Below are 16634 nucleotides of genomic sequence, written 5' to 3'. Positions count from 1 at the left end.
ATTTCAGCCAAATTCTAGGGGCTGTCATGCAGAAGTTTGTTTTATTAATCATTTTTATGGGTTTGTTCGTGTCCTGCGAGCTGTTTGAGTCCAAGGAGGACAAGACCCAAAAATTGGTCAATGAAGAACTTATGGCAATCGATTGGAACGATGTGGACCAATACCCCCTTTTTGAAAATTGTGATGAAACAGCGCCTAAAGATGCACAACAAGAGTGCTTCCAAAACGTAATCACAGAGTATTTTTCAGAAGCTTTGGCAGGACTCGAGTTTCAGGTTCGAAACGATATGAACGATACCGTCTATATTGATTTTCTCATAGATGAGCACGGCTTTATTTCGGTGTTGAACGTTGAGGAAAAAAACGCTGTATTGAACGAAATATCGGATTTCAATACAAAAATCTCCGAACGCCTAAACGATTTGACCACAGTGGCACCTGCATTAAAAAGAGGGAACCCCGTTAGCCTACGTTTTAAGCTGCCACTGGTATTAAACACCTATTGATTTGGCAACAGAAAAAATTATATTGGGAATAGATCCGGGAACCGCGATCATGGGATTTGGTATTATTAAGGTCATCAATAAACAGATGCAATTCGTACAGATGAACGAGTTGATGTTAGGTAAGTATGATGACCCATATACCAAACTCAAGCTTATTTTTGAGCGCACGTTGGAACTCATTGATACCTATCACCCTGATGAAATTGCTATTGAAGCTCCATTCTATGGAAAAAATGTGCAGTCCATGCTCAAATTGGGCCGCGCTCAAGGAGTGGCGATGGCCGCAGGATTATCCAGAGAGATACCGATTACAGAATATATGCCCAAAAAGATAAAAATGGCGATTACGGGCAACGGAAATGCAAGTAAGGAACAGGTGGCCCGAATGCTTCAAAGTGTCTTGAAATTAAAATCCTTGCCAAAAAACCTCGATAGTACCGATGGTTTGGCTGCGGCGGTATGCCATTTCTACAATGAGGGCAGGGTAGAGGTCGGAAAAAGTTATACCGGTTGGGAGGCTTTTATCAAACAGAATCCGGATAAAATAAGATAACAATATACACTGGGTATCAGAAATCTGATATCCGATTGATAAGTAAATGATCAATGTGCATTGCTAATTGTTAATTGTCAACTGAATGAGTGGTATTTACATTCATATTCCTTTTTGCAAGCAAGCTTGTCATTATTGTGATTTCCATTTTTCCACGCAATTGGGAAAAAAGGAAACCATGGTCAATGCCATTGCCAAAGAACTGGTTTTGCGGAAATCGGAAATCGATGATGAGGTTGAAACCATTTACTTTGGAGGTGGAACTCCATCGGTACTTTCCAATGCCGAGATTGAAGGGTTGATCCAAACCGTGTATCACAATTACAAAGTAATTGACAATCCGGAAATCACTTTGGAAGCCAATCCAGATGATTTGACCAACAATCGAATCATCCAACTATCCAATAGTCCTATAAACCGACTCAGTATTGGTATCCAATCCTTTTTTGACGAGGATTTAAAGTTGATGAATCGAGCTCATAGTGCAGGTGAAGCAGAAGAATGTATCAATTTGGCAACACAGTATTTTGACAACATCACCATTGATTTGATTTATGGAATTCCAGGAATGGACAATGAGCGATGGAAAGCCAACATGCAAAAAGCATTGGATTTTAAGCTGCCCCATATTTCCAGTTATGCATTGACGGTGGAGCCCCGGACCGCCCTCAAAAAGTTTATAGAAAAAGGAGTTGTACCTGATGTTGATGATGAACAGGCACAAGAGCAATTCTATATACTCGTGGAAAGGTTGGAGGCAGAAGGCTTTGTCAACTATGAAATTTCCAACTTTGGAAAACCGGGGTTTTTCTCAAAAAACAACACATCGTACTGGTTGGGTAAATCGTATTTGGGTGTAGGGCCGTCGGCGCACTCTTTTGATGGTGAACATCGAAGTTGGAACATTAGGAACAATCCAACCTACATCAAAAAAATAGAAACAGGTGTACTTCCCAATGAGATTGAGACCCTTTCCAAAACCGACAGGTATAATGAATATGTGATGACGGGCCTGCGTACCATTTGGGGTGTGGATTTGGGTAGGGTAGCTATAGAATTTGGGGAGAATTATCTGAAATATCTCAGCCAACAATCGTCCAAATATCTGGAACAGGAGTTGCTCTTTGTGGACGATGGTAAACTGCTCACGACCAAAAAGGGTAAGTTTTTAGCGGATGGAATTGCATCCGACCTTTTTATGCTTAATTTAAAGTAGTAAATTGTCCGTTCTGCATATGTGCAGGCAGAAATGAAGTAGAATTGATTCCCGGAATATTGGGAAAGTTTAAAAGCAACCTGATTTGATCGCCTCGATAAAACACAACTCCCGAAACTATAAAATAAACCTGACCAAACCTCTGGATATATCCATACCTCTTAAAGGTGGAGACAACAACGTAAACGCCTGGTATCTGGAACCCCCAAAAATAGCTCCGCACAGGCAAGATGGATTTGTGGGTAAGGTAGCCGAAGGTGCATCTACCAATTTCAACGATATTTGGTTTAATCCACATTCGCATGTAACACATACCGAATGTTTGGGACATATATCACAGGAATTCAATTCCATCAACAAAAAATTAAAGAAGTTTTTCTATTTGGCAGAAGTGATTACCGTAGCCCCCGAACAATTGAATGGTGATTTTGTGATATCGGAAAAACAGATTAAGTATGCTCTAGGGAATAAAAAAAGGCAAGCTGTAGTGATAAGGACCTTGCCCAATCTCGGGGATAAAAAATCCAAGAAGTACTCGGATACCAACCCTGCCTACCTTTTGGAGGACGCCGCCAAATATTTGGTGAAGAAAGGTGTGGAACATTTGCTGGTAGACCTGCCCTCTGTGGACAAGGAGAAGGATGGAGGTGAGCTATTGGCTCACAAAGCTTTTTGGGATATGGGCGGAAAACCCAGGGCCAAGGCAACGATTACCGAGTTTATTTATGTGCCCAATCCAGTGGAGGATGGTACTTACTTTTTGAATTTACAAGTGGCCCCTTTTGAGAACGATGCAAGCCCAAGCAGGCCGGTTTTATACAAAATTGAAGAATAATAGATGAAAACAGTACTTAAATTGGAGGAGTTGATGATGTTCGTATTGGGCATTTATCTGTTCAATTTGTTGGATTACACCTGGTGGTGGTTTTTAGTGTTGATATTGACCCCGGATATAGGTATGGTAGGGTATCTTTTTGGAAATAGGGCGGGAGCCTTGTCCTACAATTTGTTTCATCACAAGGGAGTGGCGATACTAGTGTATCTGTTTGGTCTATACTATGCCCTGCCTTTGTGCCAACTTATCGGAGTGATTTTGTTTTCACATTCGGCACTCGATCGTATGCTGGGTTATGGACTAAAATATGAGAAAGGATTTAAGTTTACCCATTTGGGAGAAATAGGCAAGTAATATGGGAGAAGTATTTGACACTATCCTCGGTTTGGTATTGGGAGCAATTCTCATGTATTGGGCGTATTCCCTGTTCCGGAAAAAAAGGAGCAAGGAAATTACCGAAGAACAATCTACCGTTATCCTGAACAAGATTCGAAGTGTGTGTAAATTGGTTTCCGTTGAAGGGGATTTTGCTGAAATATATCATTACGAAAATACCAAGGACAGTTTTATGAGCCTCTTTAGAAGCAAGAAGAAAGCCTTGATCGTTATAAAGGCCAAAGCGCATATAGGATACGACCTGAACAAATTGGATATGCGTGCCGATAACGATAAAAAGAAAATCATACTTAATAATTTTCCGGAACCAGAAGTGTTGTCCATTGAGCCCGACCTTCAATTTTACGACATAAAAAATGGCATATTCAATAGCTTTTCACCAACAGATCTGACCAATCTAAATCAGGAGGCAAAAGAGCATATCATACAAAAAATACCGGAAAGCGGATTAATGGAGACTGCACGAAAGGAAGCTTTGGAGGCTGTACTTATCGTTGAAAAAATAGTGGAGACCATTGGTTGGAAGCTTGATTATTCCGCCCTGGAAATATCTAATAGGGAAAAACAATTTATAGAAGCGTAGTTATGAGAGCAAAAATTATTACCCTGCTATTGATGGGCGTATTTGCCAGTGGATGTGTGCAGATAAAAAACGAAACCAATAATTTCGACCATACATTTGCCCATGTGGTCTATTTCTGGTTCAAAGAGCCGGACAGTTATGAAGCCAGGCAGACTTTTGAAAAATCGTTGACCAAATTCTTGGACAATTCCCAATATGCCAAGACCAAATTTATTGGCAAACCGCCAAAGGCCATTCGCGATGTGGTGGATGACAGCTTTACCTACTCCTTGATTCTCACTTTTGAATCGGCAGAAGATCAGGCCGCTTACCAAGATGAACCACCTCACCTTGTGTTTATCGAAGAATGTGAAGATCTTTGGGAAAAGGTGATCGTTTACGACTCTCAGGGAATCCAGCAATGAATGTAGAGGAACTAAGAGATCTTTGTATATCCAAGAAGGGGGTTACCGAAGAATTTCCTTTTGATGTAAATACTTTGGTGTTCAAGGTAATGGGCAAAATGTTTGCCTTGGTGCCCCTGGAGCGACTCCCTGCCCAGTGCAATCTTAAATGTGAACCGGAACGTGCTGTAGCGCTCCGTGAAGAGTTTGATGGTGTGATCACCCCAGGTTATCACATGAGCAAAACACATTGGAACACACTTTTTATAGGGCAATTACCAGCATATCTTATAAAGGAACTTTTAGATCACTCTTACGAATTGGTTGTGGCAAGTCTAACCAAAAAGCTGCAACAGGAACTAAAAAATTTAGGCTGATATTTAATGGAGGAGTTAAGGAAATTTTATTTGTCCCAAAAAGACAAACATCAACAGGAACTTCAGCAGGTAAAAGGTAAATTGGGATTTTTAGCCACCATGCGGTTAGCTGTATTTGCGGGATTGGCACTTGGGATGTATTTTCTTTGGGGCAGTACATTGCTTTATGTGTTGTTGCCACTGGGTATAATTCTGTTTTTATTCTTGGTTACCCGATTCAGTATTGTAAAGCGCCATAAGGAATATCTACAAAGACTAGTCGAGATCAATACAAAGGAGTTGGAGGTGATGGACCGTAAATTTCAACATCTGCCGGATGGGAAGGAATTTTTACAGCCCGAGCACCCCTATGCGCAGGATTTAGATCTATTTGGTCGTGGCTCCTTTTATCAATATGTCAACCGTACTGTACTGATGCAGGGAAGGGAAGTGTTCTCAGGTCTATTGTTGGCTGGAAACCCAAAGGAAATAGCCAAAAAACAAGAAGCAATCCAAGAACTGTCCAAATTACCTGAGTGGAGGCAACACTTTTCTGCATTGGCAGGGGAAACCCAACCCAAAGTAACTCCAAAAGTAGTCTCCGACTGGATGAAAAACCACAAAATATTCACCCCTAAATGGGCCGGTATGGTACCTCTGATTTTTACACTACTATCCATAGCGTTCATTTTTCTTGCTTTTTCTGGATGGGTGCCCGAAAGTTTGGTTCTGTTTTGGTACTTCATAGGAGTAGGGATTGTTGGCCTTTATGCCAAGAAAATTATTGGTTTTACCATGAAGGTTTCCGAGGCACAGGACACGATTCAACAACATCAGCGATTGATCTCCGAATTGGAAGGTCGGACCTTTTCCTCTGAACTGTTAAAGGAGCTTCAAAACAAATTGATCATTCAAGGTGAGCCCACTTCCAAAATATTGAAGCGGTTTGCCCGGGATATGTCCATGCTGGAACAACAGTTCAATCTTATTATCTCCATGTTTGCGCAAGGGTTTGGATTGTATAGTCTTTATTATGCCCATAGGGTCGAATCATGGATCGGAACATATGGGGATGAGGTGGAAGATTGGTTTGCTGCCATTGCCCAGTTCGATGCCTATATCAGTTTGGGTACATATGCCTTTAATCACCCCGATCACACCTATCCGACTTTGGTGGGTGACAAAATGGTTTTGAAAGCTAATGAAGTCGGTCATCCATTGGTAGACCCGGATAAGAACGTTTTGAATGATTTTGAAATACAAAAGGGACGTTTTTGTATTGTTACTGGAGCCAATATGGCCGGTAAAAGTACCTTTCTAAGGGCTGTTGGGTTACAGATAGTGATGGCAAATTTAGGCTTGCCCGTTAAAGGAAAAGAAGTACAATACAGTCCTGTCCGTTTGCTCACTAGTATGAGGTCTTCCGATTCTTTAGCGGACGAAACTTCTTATTTTTATGCAGAGCTAAAACGCTTAAAATATATTGTTGAAGAATTGGAAAACGACAATTGTTTTGTAATTCTGGATGAAATCCTGAAGGGTACCAATAGCGTGGACAAGGCCGAGGGCTCCAAAAAGTTTGTAGAACGTTTGGTTAAAAATGGCTCTACGGGAATGGTGGCCACGCATGATTTAAGCCTGTGCACCTTGGCTGATGAACTTCCCGAGGTGGAAAACCGTTATTTTGATGCACAAATAGTGAATGGGGAGCTCTTCTTCGATTATAAGTTCAAAGAAGGGGTCTGCCAAAACATGAATGCATCATTCCTGTTAAAAAATATGGGTATTGTGGATTAAAGACCTTTTACCTGTACATTATGAAAAGAGTCTGCCTGTAAGCGAAGCAATTCCTCGGCTTTCTCTTTTTTGTAACGGTATAGTTCTTCCTCACTTTTGATGTCGGCATAAATCTGTTGATTGAGTTCCCCATCGGTGGCCAACAACAATTTGCGTTGCTCTACTTTTTGGGTCACCCATGTGGCAACAACACTTTCCTGTTCTTCAAATTTGTAGTCGTACTCGCCTTTGGGTGCCAATAATTTGGCAATTATCGGGGCTGTCTCTATGGCAAGGAACAATAAAAAGATAAAAAAGGATGGAAACCAAGGTAATTTACCTAAAGCATCGATACGAGCCATGAGACCATCGAAACCATCAATAATGGGTTGGGAACCGGCAACTGCGGTGTCGTAATCCGATTGCAAAGCAGCAATTTCAGCTTCAATATTCGCAATTTTGTCACCATTGGTTTCTTTTAGGGCATTGAGTTCCGCGAGTGCTGCATCATGTTTATCACGTTTTTCCTGATACACGGGCCCTTTGCCCAATAAACCTGTCCCAGCTGTACCTTCTGCTTCGGAAATGTAGGTATCGTACAGTGCATTGGTCTCAGCCTCTTTGGACGCAATCTCACCTTTTAGGTTGCTGATGTTCTGGTTGAGGTCCTCTATTTTTGGAGTGTATTGGAGTGCCAATTGTTCTTTGTTGTTCAGGGTCATGGCATTTTTCTCTTCCAACAATACCTGATTGATTTCTTTTTCGAAGATCTTCATTTCCAATGGTTTGGAAATGACCACGGCGATTATCAATGCCAATACAATCCTGGGTGCGGCTTGTAACAGTTCCCCTTTAAAATTATCTCGTTTTTTAATGGTTGAGACGATGTATCGGTCCAAGTTGAAAATGAGTAGACCCCAAATCAGACCAAAAAAGATTGATGTATAAATATTGTCAAAAACCGTGTAAAGGGCATAACCAGAGGCAATAAAAGCCATTACTGCCGTAAAAAAAACCGTGGCGCCGATACCAGCATATTTGTTGCGCTCTCCGTTGGAACAAGTTTCTAAAATCTGGGTGTCCGCTCCTGAGCAGAAAATAAAAAAGCGTAATAACATAAGGTGTTCTCTTTGATTGATAGGGTATTAGAACGTGATTTTGGGTGATTTGTTACATAAAAAGCCCCGAAATTGGGGCTTTTAACAATTTTTAAGTCACAGAAGCTTAATTTTCGATGACAATGGGTTCGGTGGATAGTTTTACAATGGGTTCGGTTCCATTGGCCTCCCTGGCATCAATATTTATATGTTGATTTTTTTGAACCACTTCAATGGCTTTTTTACCTGATATTTCTTTTCCGTTTAAGGTGAAACTTGCTCCTTTTGCCACCATTTTTTTAATGTGCTCAATAGGCTTTGGAGGGCTGGGAGGAGCTGGGGGCAATGGGGGATTGTTCGGTTCTATTTCAATGATCTCTTTAGTGTCCATTGGTGACTTGGGTGCTTCTGGTGAACCTGGTGCCGGTGGCGGTGGTGGAAAGTTTGGAAATGGTTCCGCATCTGCACGCTGTTTTTCGGACATTTTCCCATAAATGACCTTCAATCGCATCACCTCACTCTTTTTAATGATCATGTGGTCAGAATCCATTTTATTGTACTTTTTCGCCAGAGCATTGTACTCCTTCATTTCCTCTCTAGTAGCGCTTTGTTGTTCCGGCAGAGCTCCATTGTCTACCAAGGTCATTTTATCAGTGTTTAAGAGGGTCGTCCCAGGGCTGACCGAAACATTGTTTTTGAACTGATCTTCTTCCATAATTACCTCTTCTGCCATTACTTCGATCAAATCAATTCCTGTTGTTCTAATTACTTGGGATAAATCTGTCAAGGTGTTGTAATGCACTGGTCCACGGGCACTGATTTTAACTTTGATGGCGTTTGAATCAAAATTTGGCAAATAGTGTTGGTTTATAGTTTTTGCAATCTCACTAAAATGAAAAATTCCATCGTTCAATTTTACTCTATTGTTATCGAGCAGCTCCATATTGATGATATGGTCTACAGAGGTTTCCATTTCAATTTGATGTCGTTCGCTAAATCCAAACAGTAACAAGGCTGTTATTGGTAAAAGCAAAAAGCTCTTTAGGATAAATGCTTTTTTTGATGTGTTTGTTTTCATGACTGTAAAACGTTTTTTGATTGATGAATAATTAATGGCATTTGCTATGCCGGTCGACTGATATGTTTCAAAACTATCGTGTGATAAATACGATAATAGGGTGTTTTGATAATGGACACGATCTTGGCTTTTATTTACTACGGCTTGGTCAGCCAAAAACTCATGATTTAATTTGATACTGTTCTTTAAAAGGTAAATGAGTGGATTGAACCAAAATATGACTTGTGCCAGTTCAATCAATAGAATGTCCAAACTGTGTTTTTGTTTGGCATGGGTTTCTTCATGGAGCAGCACTTCTTCAGGAATAGTACAATCCTCATAGTGTCTTTTGTTCAAAAAGATATAGCTAAAAAACGTATGAGGCGGAATGGGCTGTCCCATTAATACCCTAGTGGTCGATTGCTGCTTAAGCTTTGGGTTTTTGCGGATGCGATACCCAATTTGCCCCAGATTTTTAAAGAACCGGATGGCAAATACAACCACGCCGAGCGCATAGATCCCCCATAAAATATCATTCCATTCTGTATGGGTTACTTCAACCATTGCCCCAGGAGAGTCATTTATGTCTTTAACAGAATTTAGAATGGTAGCACTTTGGGTGGCCTCTACATACTCCACAAAAACCAAATTGGGGATTATGATGGCGGCCAAAAAGGCCCCCAAAAGATAAAATCGTTTAAAGTGGTGCACGCTTTCATTTTCCAGCACCAATTTGTAAAAAACAAGGAAAATGGCCAGACAGGCCGTTGATTTGAGAATGAAAGGGAGCATAATTATTTCTTTTTGATTTCGTTGTCTATCAATTTTTTCAACTCCTCCAATTCTGATTTGCTCAAGTTTGTTTCTTGTGTAAAAAAGGAGGCAAACTGACTGGCACTATCATTAAAAAAGTTTTTGATAAGTCCATTTACATGCTTGGAAAAGTAATCCTTCTTCTTCACCAAAGGATAGTACTCCCTGCTTCTGCCAATGCTGTTATATGCCACAAAACCTTTGTCCGTCATGCGTTTAAGCAATGTTGCCACAGTAGTGGTCGCTGGTTTTGGTTCGGGGTAGGCATCCAACAAATCTTTCATAAAAGCCTTTTTTAGCTTCCAGACAATGTTCATTAATTCTTCTTCCGATTTTGACAATTGCATGTACCTTGTTTTTTAATTGTGTTCTACAAACATAGAATAAAAATTATAATTCTACAAATGTAGAATGAATTTATCACGGCAGGGAACTCAGATGATTTCCTAAAAATGTTAAGTTTGCCGTCAAATAGAATATTATGGGATTACTGGAAGATTTAAAGGAACGAAGTGGTAATGTCTGCGAATTGTGCGGATCGGCGGATAATTTACAGGTGTACGAAGTTCCACCAGTTTCCACAGGTGGGTTGGACGGTAGTTTGTTAGGTTGTGCAACCTGTCTTAATCAAATCGAGAATCCCGATAATACGGACCCAAACCATTGGAGATGTCTTAATGATAGTATGTGGAGCGAACACGATGCTGTAAAAGTCGTGGCATGGCGCATGCTCAATAGGCTAAAAACTGAAGGGTGGCCCCAGGATCTTTTGGGTATGATGTATTTGGAAGATGAAACTTTGGAATGGGCCAAAGCAACTGGTGAGGGTCAAGAAGAAAGTGAAAAAATCATCCATAGGGATGTGAACGGCGCTATTTTGGAAAATGGGGATAGCGTAGTTTTGGTAAAGGACCTAAAAGTTAAAGGTTCAAGCATGGTCGCAAAACAGGGAACCGCCGTTAGACGGATTTCCCTGGATCACGAGAATGCAGAATATATTGAAGGCAAGGTAGATGGTCAACAAATTGTGATCATTACCAAGTACGTAAAAAAGCTTTAGGCCTTCATCTCCGTATAATATTTGTAGAAATAGGGTATGGTCTCAATACCCTTTAAAAAGTTCCACACACCAAAATGTTCGTTGGGGGAATGGATGGCATCGCTATCCAATCCAAAGCCCAATAATATGGTTTTACTGTCGAAAACATTTTCGAACAGGGCAACAATCGGAATACTTCCACCAGTGCGTTGTGGTACAGGTGTTTTTCCAAAGGTGGTTTCCATAGCTTTCGAAGCGGCTTGATATCCATCGCTATCTATTGGGGTCACATAAGCTTGTCCGCCATGGTGTGGAGTAACTTTTACCTTGGCACTTTTTGGAGCCAGAGATTCAAAATACTTGGTGAAAAGATCGGTAATCTCATGCCAATCTTGATCAGGGACCAATCGCATGGATATTTTGGCATATGCCTTACTGGCGATTACGGTCTTGGCACCTTCACCCGTGTAGCCGCCCCAGATTCCGTTAACATCCAAAGTGGGTCGAATACCGAATCGTTCCGGTGTGGAATAGCCTTTTTCGCCATGCACATCACCAATGTCCAATGATTTTTTGTAGGCCTCTAGATCAAAAGGAGCTTTTGCCATTTCGGCACGTTCATCGTCAGGGATTACTTGAACCTTATCATAAAAACCTGGGATGGTAATATGGTTGTCCTCATCATGTAACTGGGCAATCATTTTTGCCAGGATATTGATCGGGTTCGGTGCAGCTCCACCATAAATTCCCGAGTGCAGATCACGGTTGGCCCCAGTAACTTCCACTTCCACATAGCTCAATCCCCGAAGACCGGTAGTGATGGATGGAACGTCGTTGGCGATCATTCCGGTATCGGAAATTAAAATGATATCATTTTTAAGTTTTTCACTATTTTCCATTAGGAAATCTTCCAAACTGTCACTTCCAACTTCTTCTTCGCCCTCAATCATAAACTTGACGTTGCAGGGCAATTCATCATTTTGGATCATGTATTCCACTGCCTTGACGTGCATAAAAAACTGGCCTTTGTCGTCGCAAGCCCCTCTTGCAAAGATGGCCCCATCTGGATGAAGTTCCGTCTTCTTGATCACAGGCTCAAAAGGAGGTGAGGTCCAGAGGCCCATTGGGTCCGGCGGTTGTACATCGTAGTGGCCATAGACCAGCACTGTTGGTAGATTTGGGTCTATGATCTTATCACCATATACCACAGGATATCCTTTGGTTTCACAAATCTCCGTGTTGTCGCATCCCGCATCGTCCAATGATTTTTTAACGGCCTTTGCTGCCTCTAAAACATCCTTGGCATAAGCCTTGTCTGCACTAATGGAGGGGATTTTAAGGAGGTCGATCAATTCGTTGATAAATCTGTCTTTGTTCGAATTAATGTAATTATTGATGTCTTTCATAAATCATTTAAAAAGTAGCCTAAAAGTACAAAAAACAAGTTTTTAAAGGGAGTGTATTTGCAGATCGGAAAATTGATTTATATTTGCACTCCATTTCGCGGGTGTGGTGGAATTGGTAGACACGCTAGACTTAGGATCTAGTGCCGCAAGGCGTGGGGGTTCGACTCCCTTCACCCGCACAAGAAGCTCTTCAGGTACTGAGGAGCTTTTTTTATTTGCGTTGGGTTTTATTTAACCCGATCAATATTCCTCCTTTACCCCTTCATATTCAAAATAATCCGTGGCCTCCGGTTGGTTGCCCACTGCATGCTTCCCTCTAAGTTTACCAACGGTATGTGCTGTCATTTCTGTTTGAGGATAAGGCTTTAAAAGTTCCTCTAATTTCTTTTGGTCCAGCATGTCCTTACATTCTGCTAACCATTCATCCTCCAATTCATCGGGCAGTATTACGGGCATTCTTGGTCCTTTGAGCTTGGGATTGTTATGTATTTCCCCCATCATTGAATTGCCCTCAGTTGTCACTATGGAAAATGTATGTAGTGTTTCGCCGGTTTCAGGGTCGGACCATTCATTCCACAACCCGGCCAAGGAAATGGGCTTTTTATCTTTTCTGGAGATATAGTAGGGTATGGTTTCTTTCCCATGATGATGGTGCTCGTAGAAACCATCAATACAAATAATGCAGCGCTTTTCTTTTGCGGACGTTTTAAATGAGTTTTTTTCAAAAATAGTCTCGCCCCTAGCATTTAAAGTCTTGTTCCATATTTCTGTTTTATCGTGTGCCCAATCAGGAATAAGTCCCCATTGGGAAACAACGGGTACATTGGGACTTTCCGAGGTGTAGATGAACATTTTTGGATGTTGAAATCCGGAAACATGAAAAAGCGGCAAATCGGTGTCCCGGACCATTCGCTCCTTAATTTCCTTAATCATTTGTTCATTGCCATCTCTTAAGGCCCTTTTTAATTGGGCGCTAAGCTGTGCATTGACATCATAGCACATAGTTGAGGTTGTTGTTGGTATTAAGATAGTTATTCCAGTTTCGCCAAACAATAGTAAAAGGAAGTTGACAGATTCACGTAGGTGTTATTTACGTATATACTGAAATTTGAAATATTTGTTTTCTAAAACGTTAAACAAATATGAACCCATTGTTGGCTATTATATTTTGAATGAACCCAAAGGGATACTTTGTTCATATCACTTGAATTTTTCATTGTATCTGAGATTGTTTTTAATGATACCTGTTGGTCAAAAGCAATTTAAGTGAAAGAAAATCAGTAAGTAATGATGTTATTTTAGGTCGTGAACATCAAATTTCGGAAACAATAGGAGTTAAGGGATTTAGAAAGATGATCGATTATAACAATCCGCAAGTTCAACTTTAATAGTGGTTGCTCTGCCCATAACGATGTTATTGGATCATATAAAATGTAAATGGTTTGGTGATTAAATTACAGAAATTAAAAAATAGGTTGATTTTTTGTTAAAATTGAAATAATAATCATAAATTTATGACAATCAGACCAATAAATAATAGGTGTTTTAAGGTTGAGACCGATTACGATTTCTGCCTAATACCGATTTTATTGTTTAATGTTTTTTTTTACAATAAAATGCTATTAATTGCAGTTGTATGATATACAAAATATTGATATTTGTCAATTTTTTGGTCGAACCAAACTGAAACTAAACTAAATTAACAGGCCAACAACTGAACTATGTACAAGGAAATTTATTTGGTCGATGACGAAGACCTAGTGAATACCGTTAATTCGATTCACTTTAGACGAATGGGTATGGAAGATCGGGTTAAAAGCTTTACAAACCCGGAACTTGCTCTGGACGATCTCAGGTACAGAGATGACCCGAAAGTAAAAACTTTGATCTTATTGGATATCAATATGCCGGAAATGAGTGGTTTTGAGTTTTTGGAATTCATGATGCTCGAAGAATTTCCCGAGTCCAATGAGGTACTTTTGGTAACTTCTTCGGAGGCCGAGGCCGATAAGGAAGAAGCGGACAAGTATACCAAGTATGTAAAGGAGTTTATTACCAAACCTCTTAGGATAGAGCATTTGGAAGACTATTTGCAAAGTGCCAACAAGTAAAATACCTTTAAACATAATATTATTTAAATCCTTTCCCCCTATAGAAAAAATTGAAATTTTTATAAATTTTAACCGGTGCAGCATAAACATGTATTAATTCATAATAAGGTTGAAATCGTAGAAGATAGGGAGGACGCTGTTTGGGCAATGGATGAAAACTACCGGCTGACCGCCTTTAATTTATCCTTTAAAAAAAGGATGGAGCAGGACGGATGGACCATGGTGGAACGTGGTATGGACCTGAAAGAGGTTTATAAAGCCGGGAAATTTTTTGGGCCCTGTGATAAAGGCTGTCAACAGGCCTTACAGCTCTTTCCCACAACTTCCAGGCTTACACATGATGAAAACGGTAGGCTTCATGTGCACGAATTCACTTTTCAACCTTTTATGGACACTGAGGGTGATGTTAAAGGTTGCTGTATTTGGCAAAAGGATATTACTAGGGAAGAGGAAAACAAGGAACGCTTGCTGGAAAGTCAGTTAAGATATAGGGAAGCGCAGGAGATTACAGATTTTGGACATTGGAACTGGGATCTACGGGAGGATAAGATTCAATGGTCGAACCAGCTATTTAGAATGTTCGAAAGAGAGCCGGGGGAATTTAATACCACTTTTGATGCTACCGTAAAAATTGTTCACCCAGAAGATCGTCAAGTTCTCATAGACGACGTTGACCGGTGCATCAAGGAAAATAAAATACACGATATGGTTTTCAGGGTTCTTCTTGATAATGGGACCATTCGGTACATGCACCAAAAAGGTCGGCCTTATTACGACGAAAATGGGATGCCGTACCGTATGTCTGGAACCACACAGGATGTTACCAAGGATGTGCTGGCAAATCAACAGATCGTGGAACAGAACCACGAGCTTCAAAATTTTGTAAGAATTATTTCCCACAATCTTCGAGGACCCATTTCCAACCTTCTAATGCTGTCTAAAATCTATGAATGGGGCAAGGATGAAATGAACGATGACATTCTTAAAAAGATTGAGTTGACCACCGAGGCCTTGGATCAGACCATTAAGGATCTTCACCTTTCTTTGTCTTTGAAATCAGCGGACAAGGAAATGTTCAGGGAGGTATTACTCAAAGATGTTATGAAGGATGTTGATGGATTGCTTTCTGAAGAGATCATCAAGAATCGAGCAACAGTAAATACTGATTTTTCTGGGGCTGAGGCCATATTTGGCACTAAAAGCTACGTGGTCAATATTTTTTATAACCTCATTCTCAATGCAATAAATTATTCCAAAGAAGATGTCCCCCCTATCATTCAAGTCAATTCTGAACAAAGCATTGATTCTGTTGTCCTAAAATTTACCGATAATGGCATCGGAATGGAGCTTACACCAGAAAAAGAGCGAAAGATTTTTGATATGTACGGACGGTTGAGCGGTGCCACCGAAGGCAAAGGATTTGGACTTTATTTAGTAAAAACCCAAGTAGAGGCCATGGACGGTAAAATAGAGGTGACCAGTGAAAAGGGGGTGGGAACCACTTTTACCATCACTTTTGCCAAAACAGCGCTGACTTAGAACGGTAGATTGCCCAAGTCTACATTTCCTCCGGATATAATAATCCCTACTTTTTTGCCCGCAAATTTTTCCTTAGCTTTTAAAACGGCTGCCAAAGCAACGGCGCTCGAAGGTTCGCAGACAATTTTGAGCCTTCCCCATATAATCTGCATGGCAGAAACGATTTCTTCTTCTTCCACCCTTATAATTTCCTCCACGTGTTCTTGGATAATGGGAAAGTTTCTGTCGCCCAATTGGGTCTTTAAGCCATCTGCTATCGTATTGGTAGTTGTATTGGATTCGATTTTTCCACTTTTCAAGGATCTGAATGCATCATCCACCTCCATAGGTTCACCGCCAATGGTTGTACAGTTTTTGCCGTAATAAAGTGCCGAGAGCGCTGTTCCTGCAATCAATCCACCGCCACCTACCGGAGTGACCACATGATCTAGTTCAGGGTGTGCTTCCAGCAACTCCTTGCATGCCGTACCTTGTCCTAAAATAACCTGGTCGTCATTGGAAGGGTGTATAAAAGTGGCGCCATGTTTTTGCACAATTTGTTGTGATGCAAATTCCCTGGCCTTAAGGTTGGGTTCACACTCGATCAACATGCCCCCATATCCCTTTACGGCTTCCTTTTTTACATTAGGTGCTGAACTTGGCATTACAATATATGCTTTGACCCCCAAACTTTGTGCGGAAAGGGAAAGTGCCTGGGCAAAATTGCCCGACGAATGGGTGACCACACCATTTTGTTTCTCCTTATCCGTAAGTTGCATAATGGCATTGGCAGCACCCCTCATCTTAAATGCCCCCATCCGTTGAAAATTTTCGCACTTGAAAAAAAGATGTGCTCCGGAAATCTTATCAATGAGTCTGGAGGTGAGCACGGGAGTATTATGGATAAAGGGTTTTATCCGATTATGGCAGTCGTGCAATTGTTGTTTGTCCATAAATTATCCATTAACCGGTTGGATTGATACTTCCAA

General features: G+C 40.8%; 18 protein-coding genes and 1 tRNA gene. 13 read left to right on the top strand and 6 right to left on the bottom strand.

Going from position 1 to position 16634, the window contains the following annotated elements:
- Positions 1–26: 26 nt before the first annotated feature.
- The 9 genes from PY091_RS10325 to PY091_RS10285 all read left to right on the top strand — a co-directional run bounded on the left by PY091_RS10325 (position 27) and on the right by PY091_RS10285 (position 6625).
- The gene (locus PY091_RS10325) at positions 27–506 is read left to right on the top strand and encodes a hypothetical protein (RefSeq protein ID WP_275649587.1); all 480 of its coding nucleotides are present in this window, start codon (positions 27–29) and stop codon (positions 504–506) included.
- 1 nt (position 507) lies between these two features.
- Positions 508–1059 (top strand): crossover junction endodeoxyribonuclease RuvC, encoded by a 552-nt coding sequence (gene ruvC / locus PY091_RS10320; RefSeq protein WP_275649586.1) that lies wholly within the window; start codon positions 508–510, stop codon positions 1057–1059.
- Positions 1060–1144: 85 nt separating this feature from the next.
- The gene (hemW, locus tag PY091_RS10315) at positions 1145–2275 is read left to right on the top strand and encodes a radical SAM family heme chaperone HemW (protein ID WP_275649585.1); all 1131 of its coding nucleotides are present in this window, start codon (positions 1145–1147) and stop codon (positions 2273–2275) included.
- A gap of 85 nt (positions 2276–2360) precedes the next feature.
- Positions 2361–3110: a cyclase family protein gene (locus PY091_RS10310; protein WP_275649584.1), complete on the top strand. Its 750-nt coding sequence runs from the start codon at positions 2361–2363 to the stop codon at positions 3108–3110.
- Between the two features lie 3 nt (positions 3111–3113).
- The gene (locus tag PY091_RS10305; protein WP_275649583.1) at positions 3114–3464 is read left to right on the top strand and encodes a DUF4260 domain-containing protein; all 351 of its coding nucleotides are present in this window, start codon (positions 3114–3116) and stop codon (positions 3462–3464) included.
- A 1-nt stretch (position 3465) separates the two neighbouring features.
- Complete coding sequence (locus tag PY091_RS10300; protein ID WP_275649582.1) at positions 3466–4089, top strand: DUF4230 domain-containing protein; 624 nt, start codon at positions 3466–3468, stop codon at positions 4087–4089.
- Positions 4090–4091: 2 nt separating this feature from the next.
- Positions 4092–4493: a Dabb family protein gene (locus tag PY091_RS10295; protein ID WP_417957040.1), complete on the top strand. Its 402-nt coding sequence runs from the start codon at positions 4092–4094 to the stop codon at positions 4491–4493.
- Entirely contained in the window at positions 4490–4849 is a 360-nt protein-coding gene (locus PY091_RS10290; protein ID WP_275649581.1) for an MmcQ/YjbR family DNA-binding protein, read from the top strand. Before PY091_RS10295 ends, PY091_RS10290 begins: the two co-directional genes overlap by 4 nt.
- Before the next feature lie 6 nt (positions 4850–4855).
- Positions 4856–6625 carry a MutS-related protein gene (locus PY091_RS10285; protein WP_275649580.1) on the top strand — a complete coding sequence of 590 codons (1770 nt, stop codon included), beginning with the start codon at positions 4856–4858 and terminating at the stop codon, positions 6623–6625.
- Here the strand turns inward: PY091_RS10285 and PY091_RS10280 are convergent.
- From PY091_RS10280 to PY091_RS10270, 3 genes are all read right to left on the bottom strand, one after another.
- A complete protein-coding gene (locus PY091_RS10280) occupies positions 6622–7722 on the bottom strand; it encodes a DUF4407 domain-containing protein (RefSeq protein WP_275649579.1) in 1101 nt (366 codons plus the stop codon). The two genes, PY091_RS10285 and PY091_RS10280, sit on opposite strands and share 4 nt — an antisense overlap.
- A gap of 106 nt (positions 7723–7828) precedes the next feature.
- Positions 7829–9550 carry a M56 family metallopeptidase gene (locus PY091_RS10275; protein WP_275649578.1) on the bottom strand — a complete coding sequence of 574 codons (1722 nt, stop codon included), beginning with the start codon at positions 9548–9550 and terminating at the stop codon, positions 7829–7831.
- A 2-nt stretch (positions 9551–9552) separates the two neighbouring features.
- Complete coding sequence (locus PY091_RS10270; RefSeq protein WP_275649577.1) at positions 9553–9918, bottom strand: BlaI/MecI/CopY family transcriptional regulator; 366 nt, start codon at positions 9916–9918, stop codon at positions 9553–9555.
- Between the two features lie 134 nt (positions 9919–10052).
- Here PY091_RS10270 and PY091_RS10265 point away from each other — a divergent pair, with 134 nt between their 5' ends.
- Positions 10053–10631: a PhnA domain-containing protein gene (locus PY091_RS10265; protein WP_275649576.1), complete on the top strand. Its 579-nt coding sequence runs from the start codon at positions 10053–10055 to the stop codon at positions 10629–10631.
- Here PY091_RS10265 and PY091_RS10260 read toward each other — a convergent pair.
- Positions 10628–12016 (bottom strand): dipeptidase, encoded by a 1389-nt coding sequence (locus tag PY091_RS10260; protein WP_275649575.1) that lies wholly within the window; start codon positions 12014–12016, stop codon positions 10628–10630. The two genes, PY091_RS10265 and PY091_RS10260, sit on opposite strands and share 4 nt — an antisense overlap.
- A 97-nt stretch (positions 12017–12113) precedes the next feature.
- On the opposite strand from PY091_RS10260, the gene PY091_RS10255 reads away from it, so the two are divergent.
- Positions 12114–12195 (top strand) — tRNA-Leu (locus PY091_RS10255).
- A gap of 61 nt (positions 12196–12256) precedes the next feature.
- On the opposite strand, the gene PY091_RS10250 is transcribed toward PY091_RS10255, so the two are convergent.
- Complete coding sequence (locus tag PY091_RS10250) at positions 12257–13018, bottom strand: SOS response-associated peptidase (protein ID WP_275649574.1); 762 nt, start codon at positions 13016–13018, stop codon at positions 12257–12259.
- A gap of 719 nt (positions 13019–13737) precedes the next feature.
- On the opposite strand from PY091_RS10250, the gene PY091_RS10245 reads away from it, so the two are divergent.
- Both PY091_RS10245 and PY091_RS10240 read left to right on the top strand, forming a co-directional pair.
- On the top strand, positions 13738–14127 hold the full coding sequence (locus tag PY091_RS10245; RefSeq protein WP_275649573.1) for a response regulator: 390 nt from the start codon (positions 13738–13740) through the stop codon (positions 14125–14127).
- A 75-nt stretch (positions 14128–14202) separates the two neighbouring features.
- Positions 14203–15666, top strand: coding sequence for a sensor histidine kinase (locus PY091_RS10240; RefSeq protein ID WP_275649572.1), 1464 nt, complete (start codon positions 14203–14205; stop codon positions 15664–15666).
- Here the strand turns inward: PY091_RS10240 and PY091_RS10235 are convergent.
- A complete protein-coding gene (locus tag PY091_RS10235; protein ID WP_275649571.1) occupies positions 15663–16598 on the bottom strand; it encodes a pyridoxal-phosphate dependent enzyme in 936 nt (311 codons plus the stop codon). The genes PY091_RS10240 and PY091_RS10235 overlap by 4 nt on opposite strands.
- Positions 16599–16634 lie beyond the last annotated feature (36 nt).

The sequence above is a fragment of the Flagellimonas okinawensis genome (assembly GCF_029194005.1).
Lineage (GTDB): Bacteria > Bacteroidota > Bacteroidia > Flavobacteriales > Flavobacteriaceae > Flagellimonas > Flagellimonas okinawensis.
Note: the sequence above shows the minus strand (reverse complement) of the source record. Positions and strands in the feature narration are given on the sequence as shown.

Bases quoted from the DNA above. Each gene is read 5' to 3' on its own strand.
- PY091_RS10275 (WP_275649578.1), bottom strand. From the start codon at position 9,550: ATGCTCCCTTTCATTCTCAAATCAACGGCCTGTCTGGCCATTTTCCTT.
- PY091_RS10305 (WP_275649583.1), top strand. From the start codon at position 3,114: ATGAAAACAGTACTTAAATTGGAGGAGTTGATGATGTTCGTATTGGGC.
- PY091_RS10325 (WP_275649587.1), top strand. From the start codon at position 27: ATGCAGAAGTTTGTTTTATTAATCATTTTTATGGGTTTGTTCGTGTCC.
- PY091_RS10250 (WP_275649574.1), bottom strand. From the start codon at position 13,018: ATGTGCTATGATGTCAATGCACAGCTTAGCGCCCAATTAAAAAGGGCC.
- PY091_RS10285 (WP_275649580.1), top strand. From the start codon at position 4,856: ATGGAGGAGTTAAGGAAATTTTATTTGTCCCAAAAAGACAAACATCAA.
- PY091_RS10295 (WP_417957040.1), top strand. From the start codon at position 4,092: ATGAGAGCAAAAATTATTACCCTGCTATTGATGGGCGTATTTGCCAGT.
- PY091_RS10270 (WP_275649577.1), bottom strand. From the start codon at position 9,918: ATGCAATTGTCAAAATCGGAAGAAGAATTAATGAACATTGTCTGGAAG.
- PY091_RS10260 (WP_275649575.1), bottom strand. From the start codon at position 12,016: ATGAAAGACATCAATAATTACATTAATTCGAACAAAGACAGATTTATC.
- PY091_RS10300 (WP_275649582.1), top strand. From the start codon at position 3,466: ATGGGAGAAGTATTTGACACTATCCTCGGTTTGGTATTGGGAGCAATT.
- PY091_RS10290 (WP_275649581.1), top strand. From the start codon at position 4,490: ATGAATGTAGAGGAACTAAGAGATCTTTGTATATCCAAGAAGGGGGTT.
- PY091_RS10235 (WP_275649571.1), bottom strand. From the start codon at position 16,598: ATGGACAAACAACAATTGCACGACTGCCATAATCGGATAAAACCCTTT.
- PY091_RS10245 (WP_275649573.1), top strand. From the start codon at position 13,738: ATGTACAAGGAAATTTATTTGGTCGATGACGAAGACCTAGTGAATACC.
- hemW (WP_275649585.1), top strand. From the start codon at position 1,145: ATGAGTGGTATTTACATTCATATTCCTTTTTGCAAGCAAGCTTGTCAT.
- PY091_RS10280 (WP_275649579.1), bottom strand. From the start codon at position 7,722: ATGTTATTACGCTTTTTTATTTTCTGCTCAGGAGCGGACACCCAGATT.
- PY091_RS10265 (WP_275649576.1), top strand. From the start codon at position 10,053: ATGGGATTACTGGAAGATTTAAAGGAACGAAGTGGTAATGTCTGCGAA.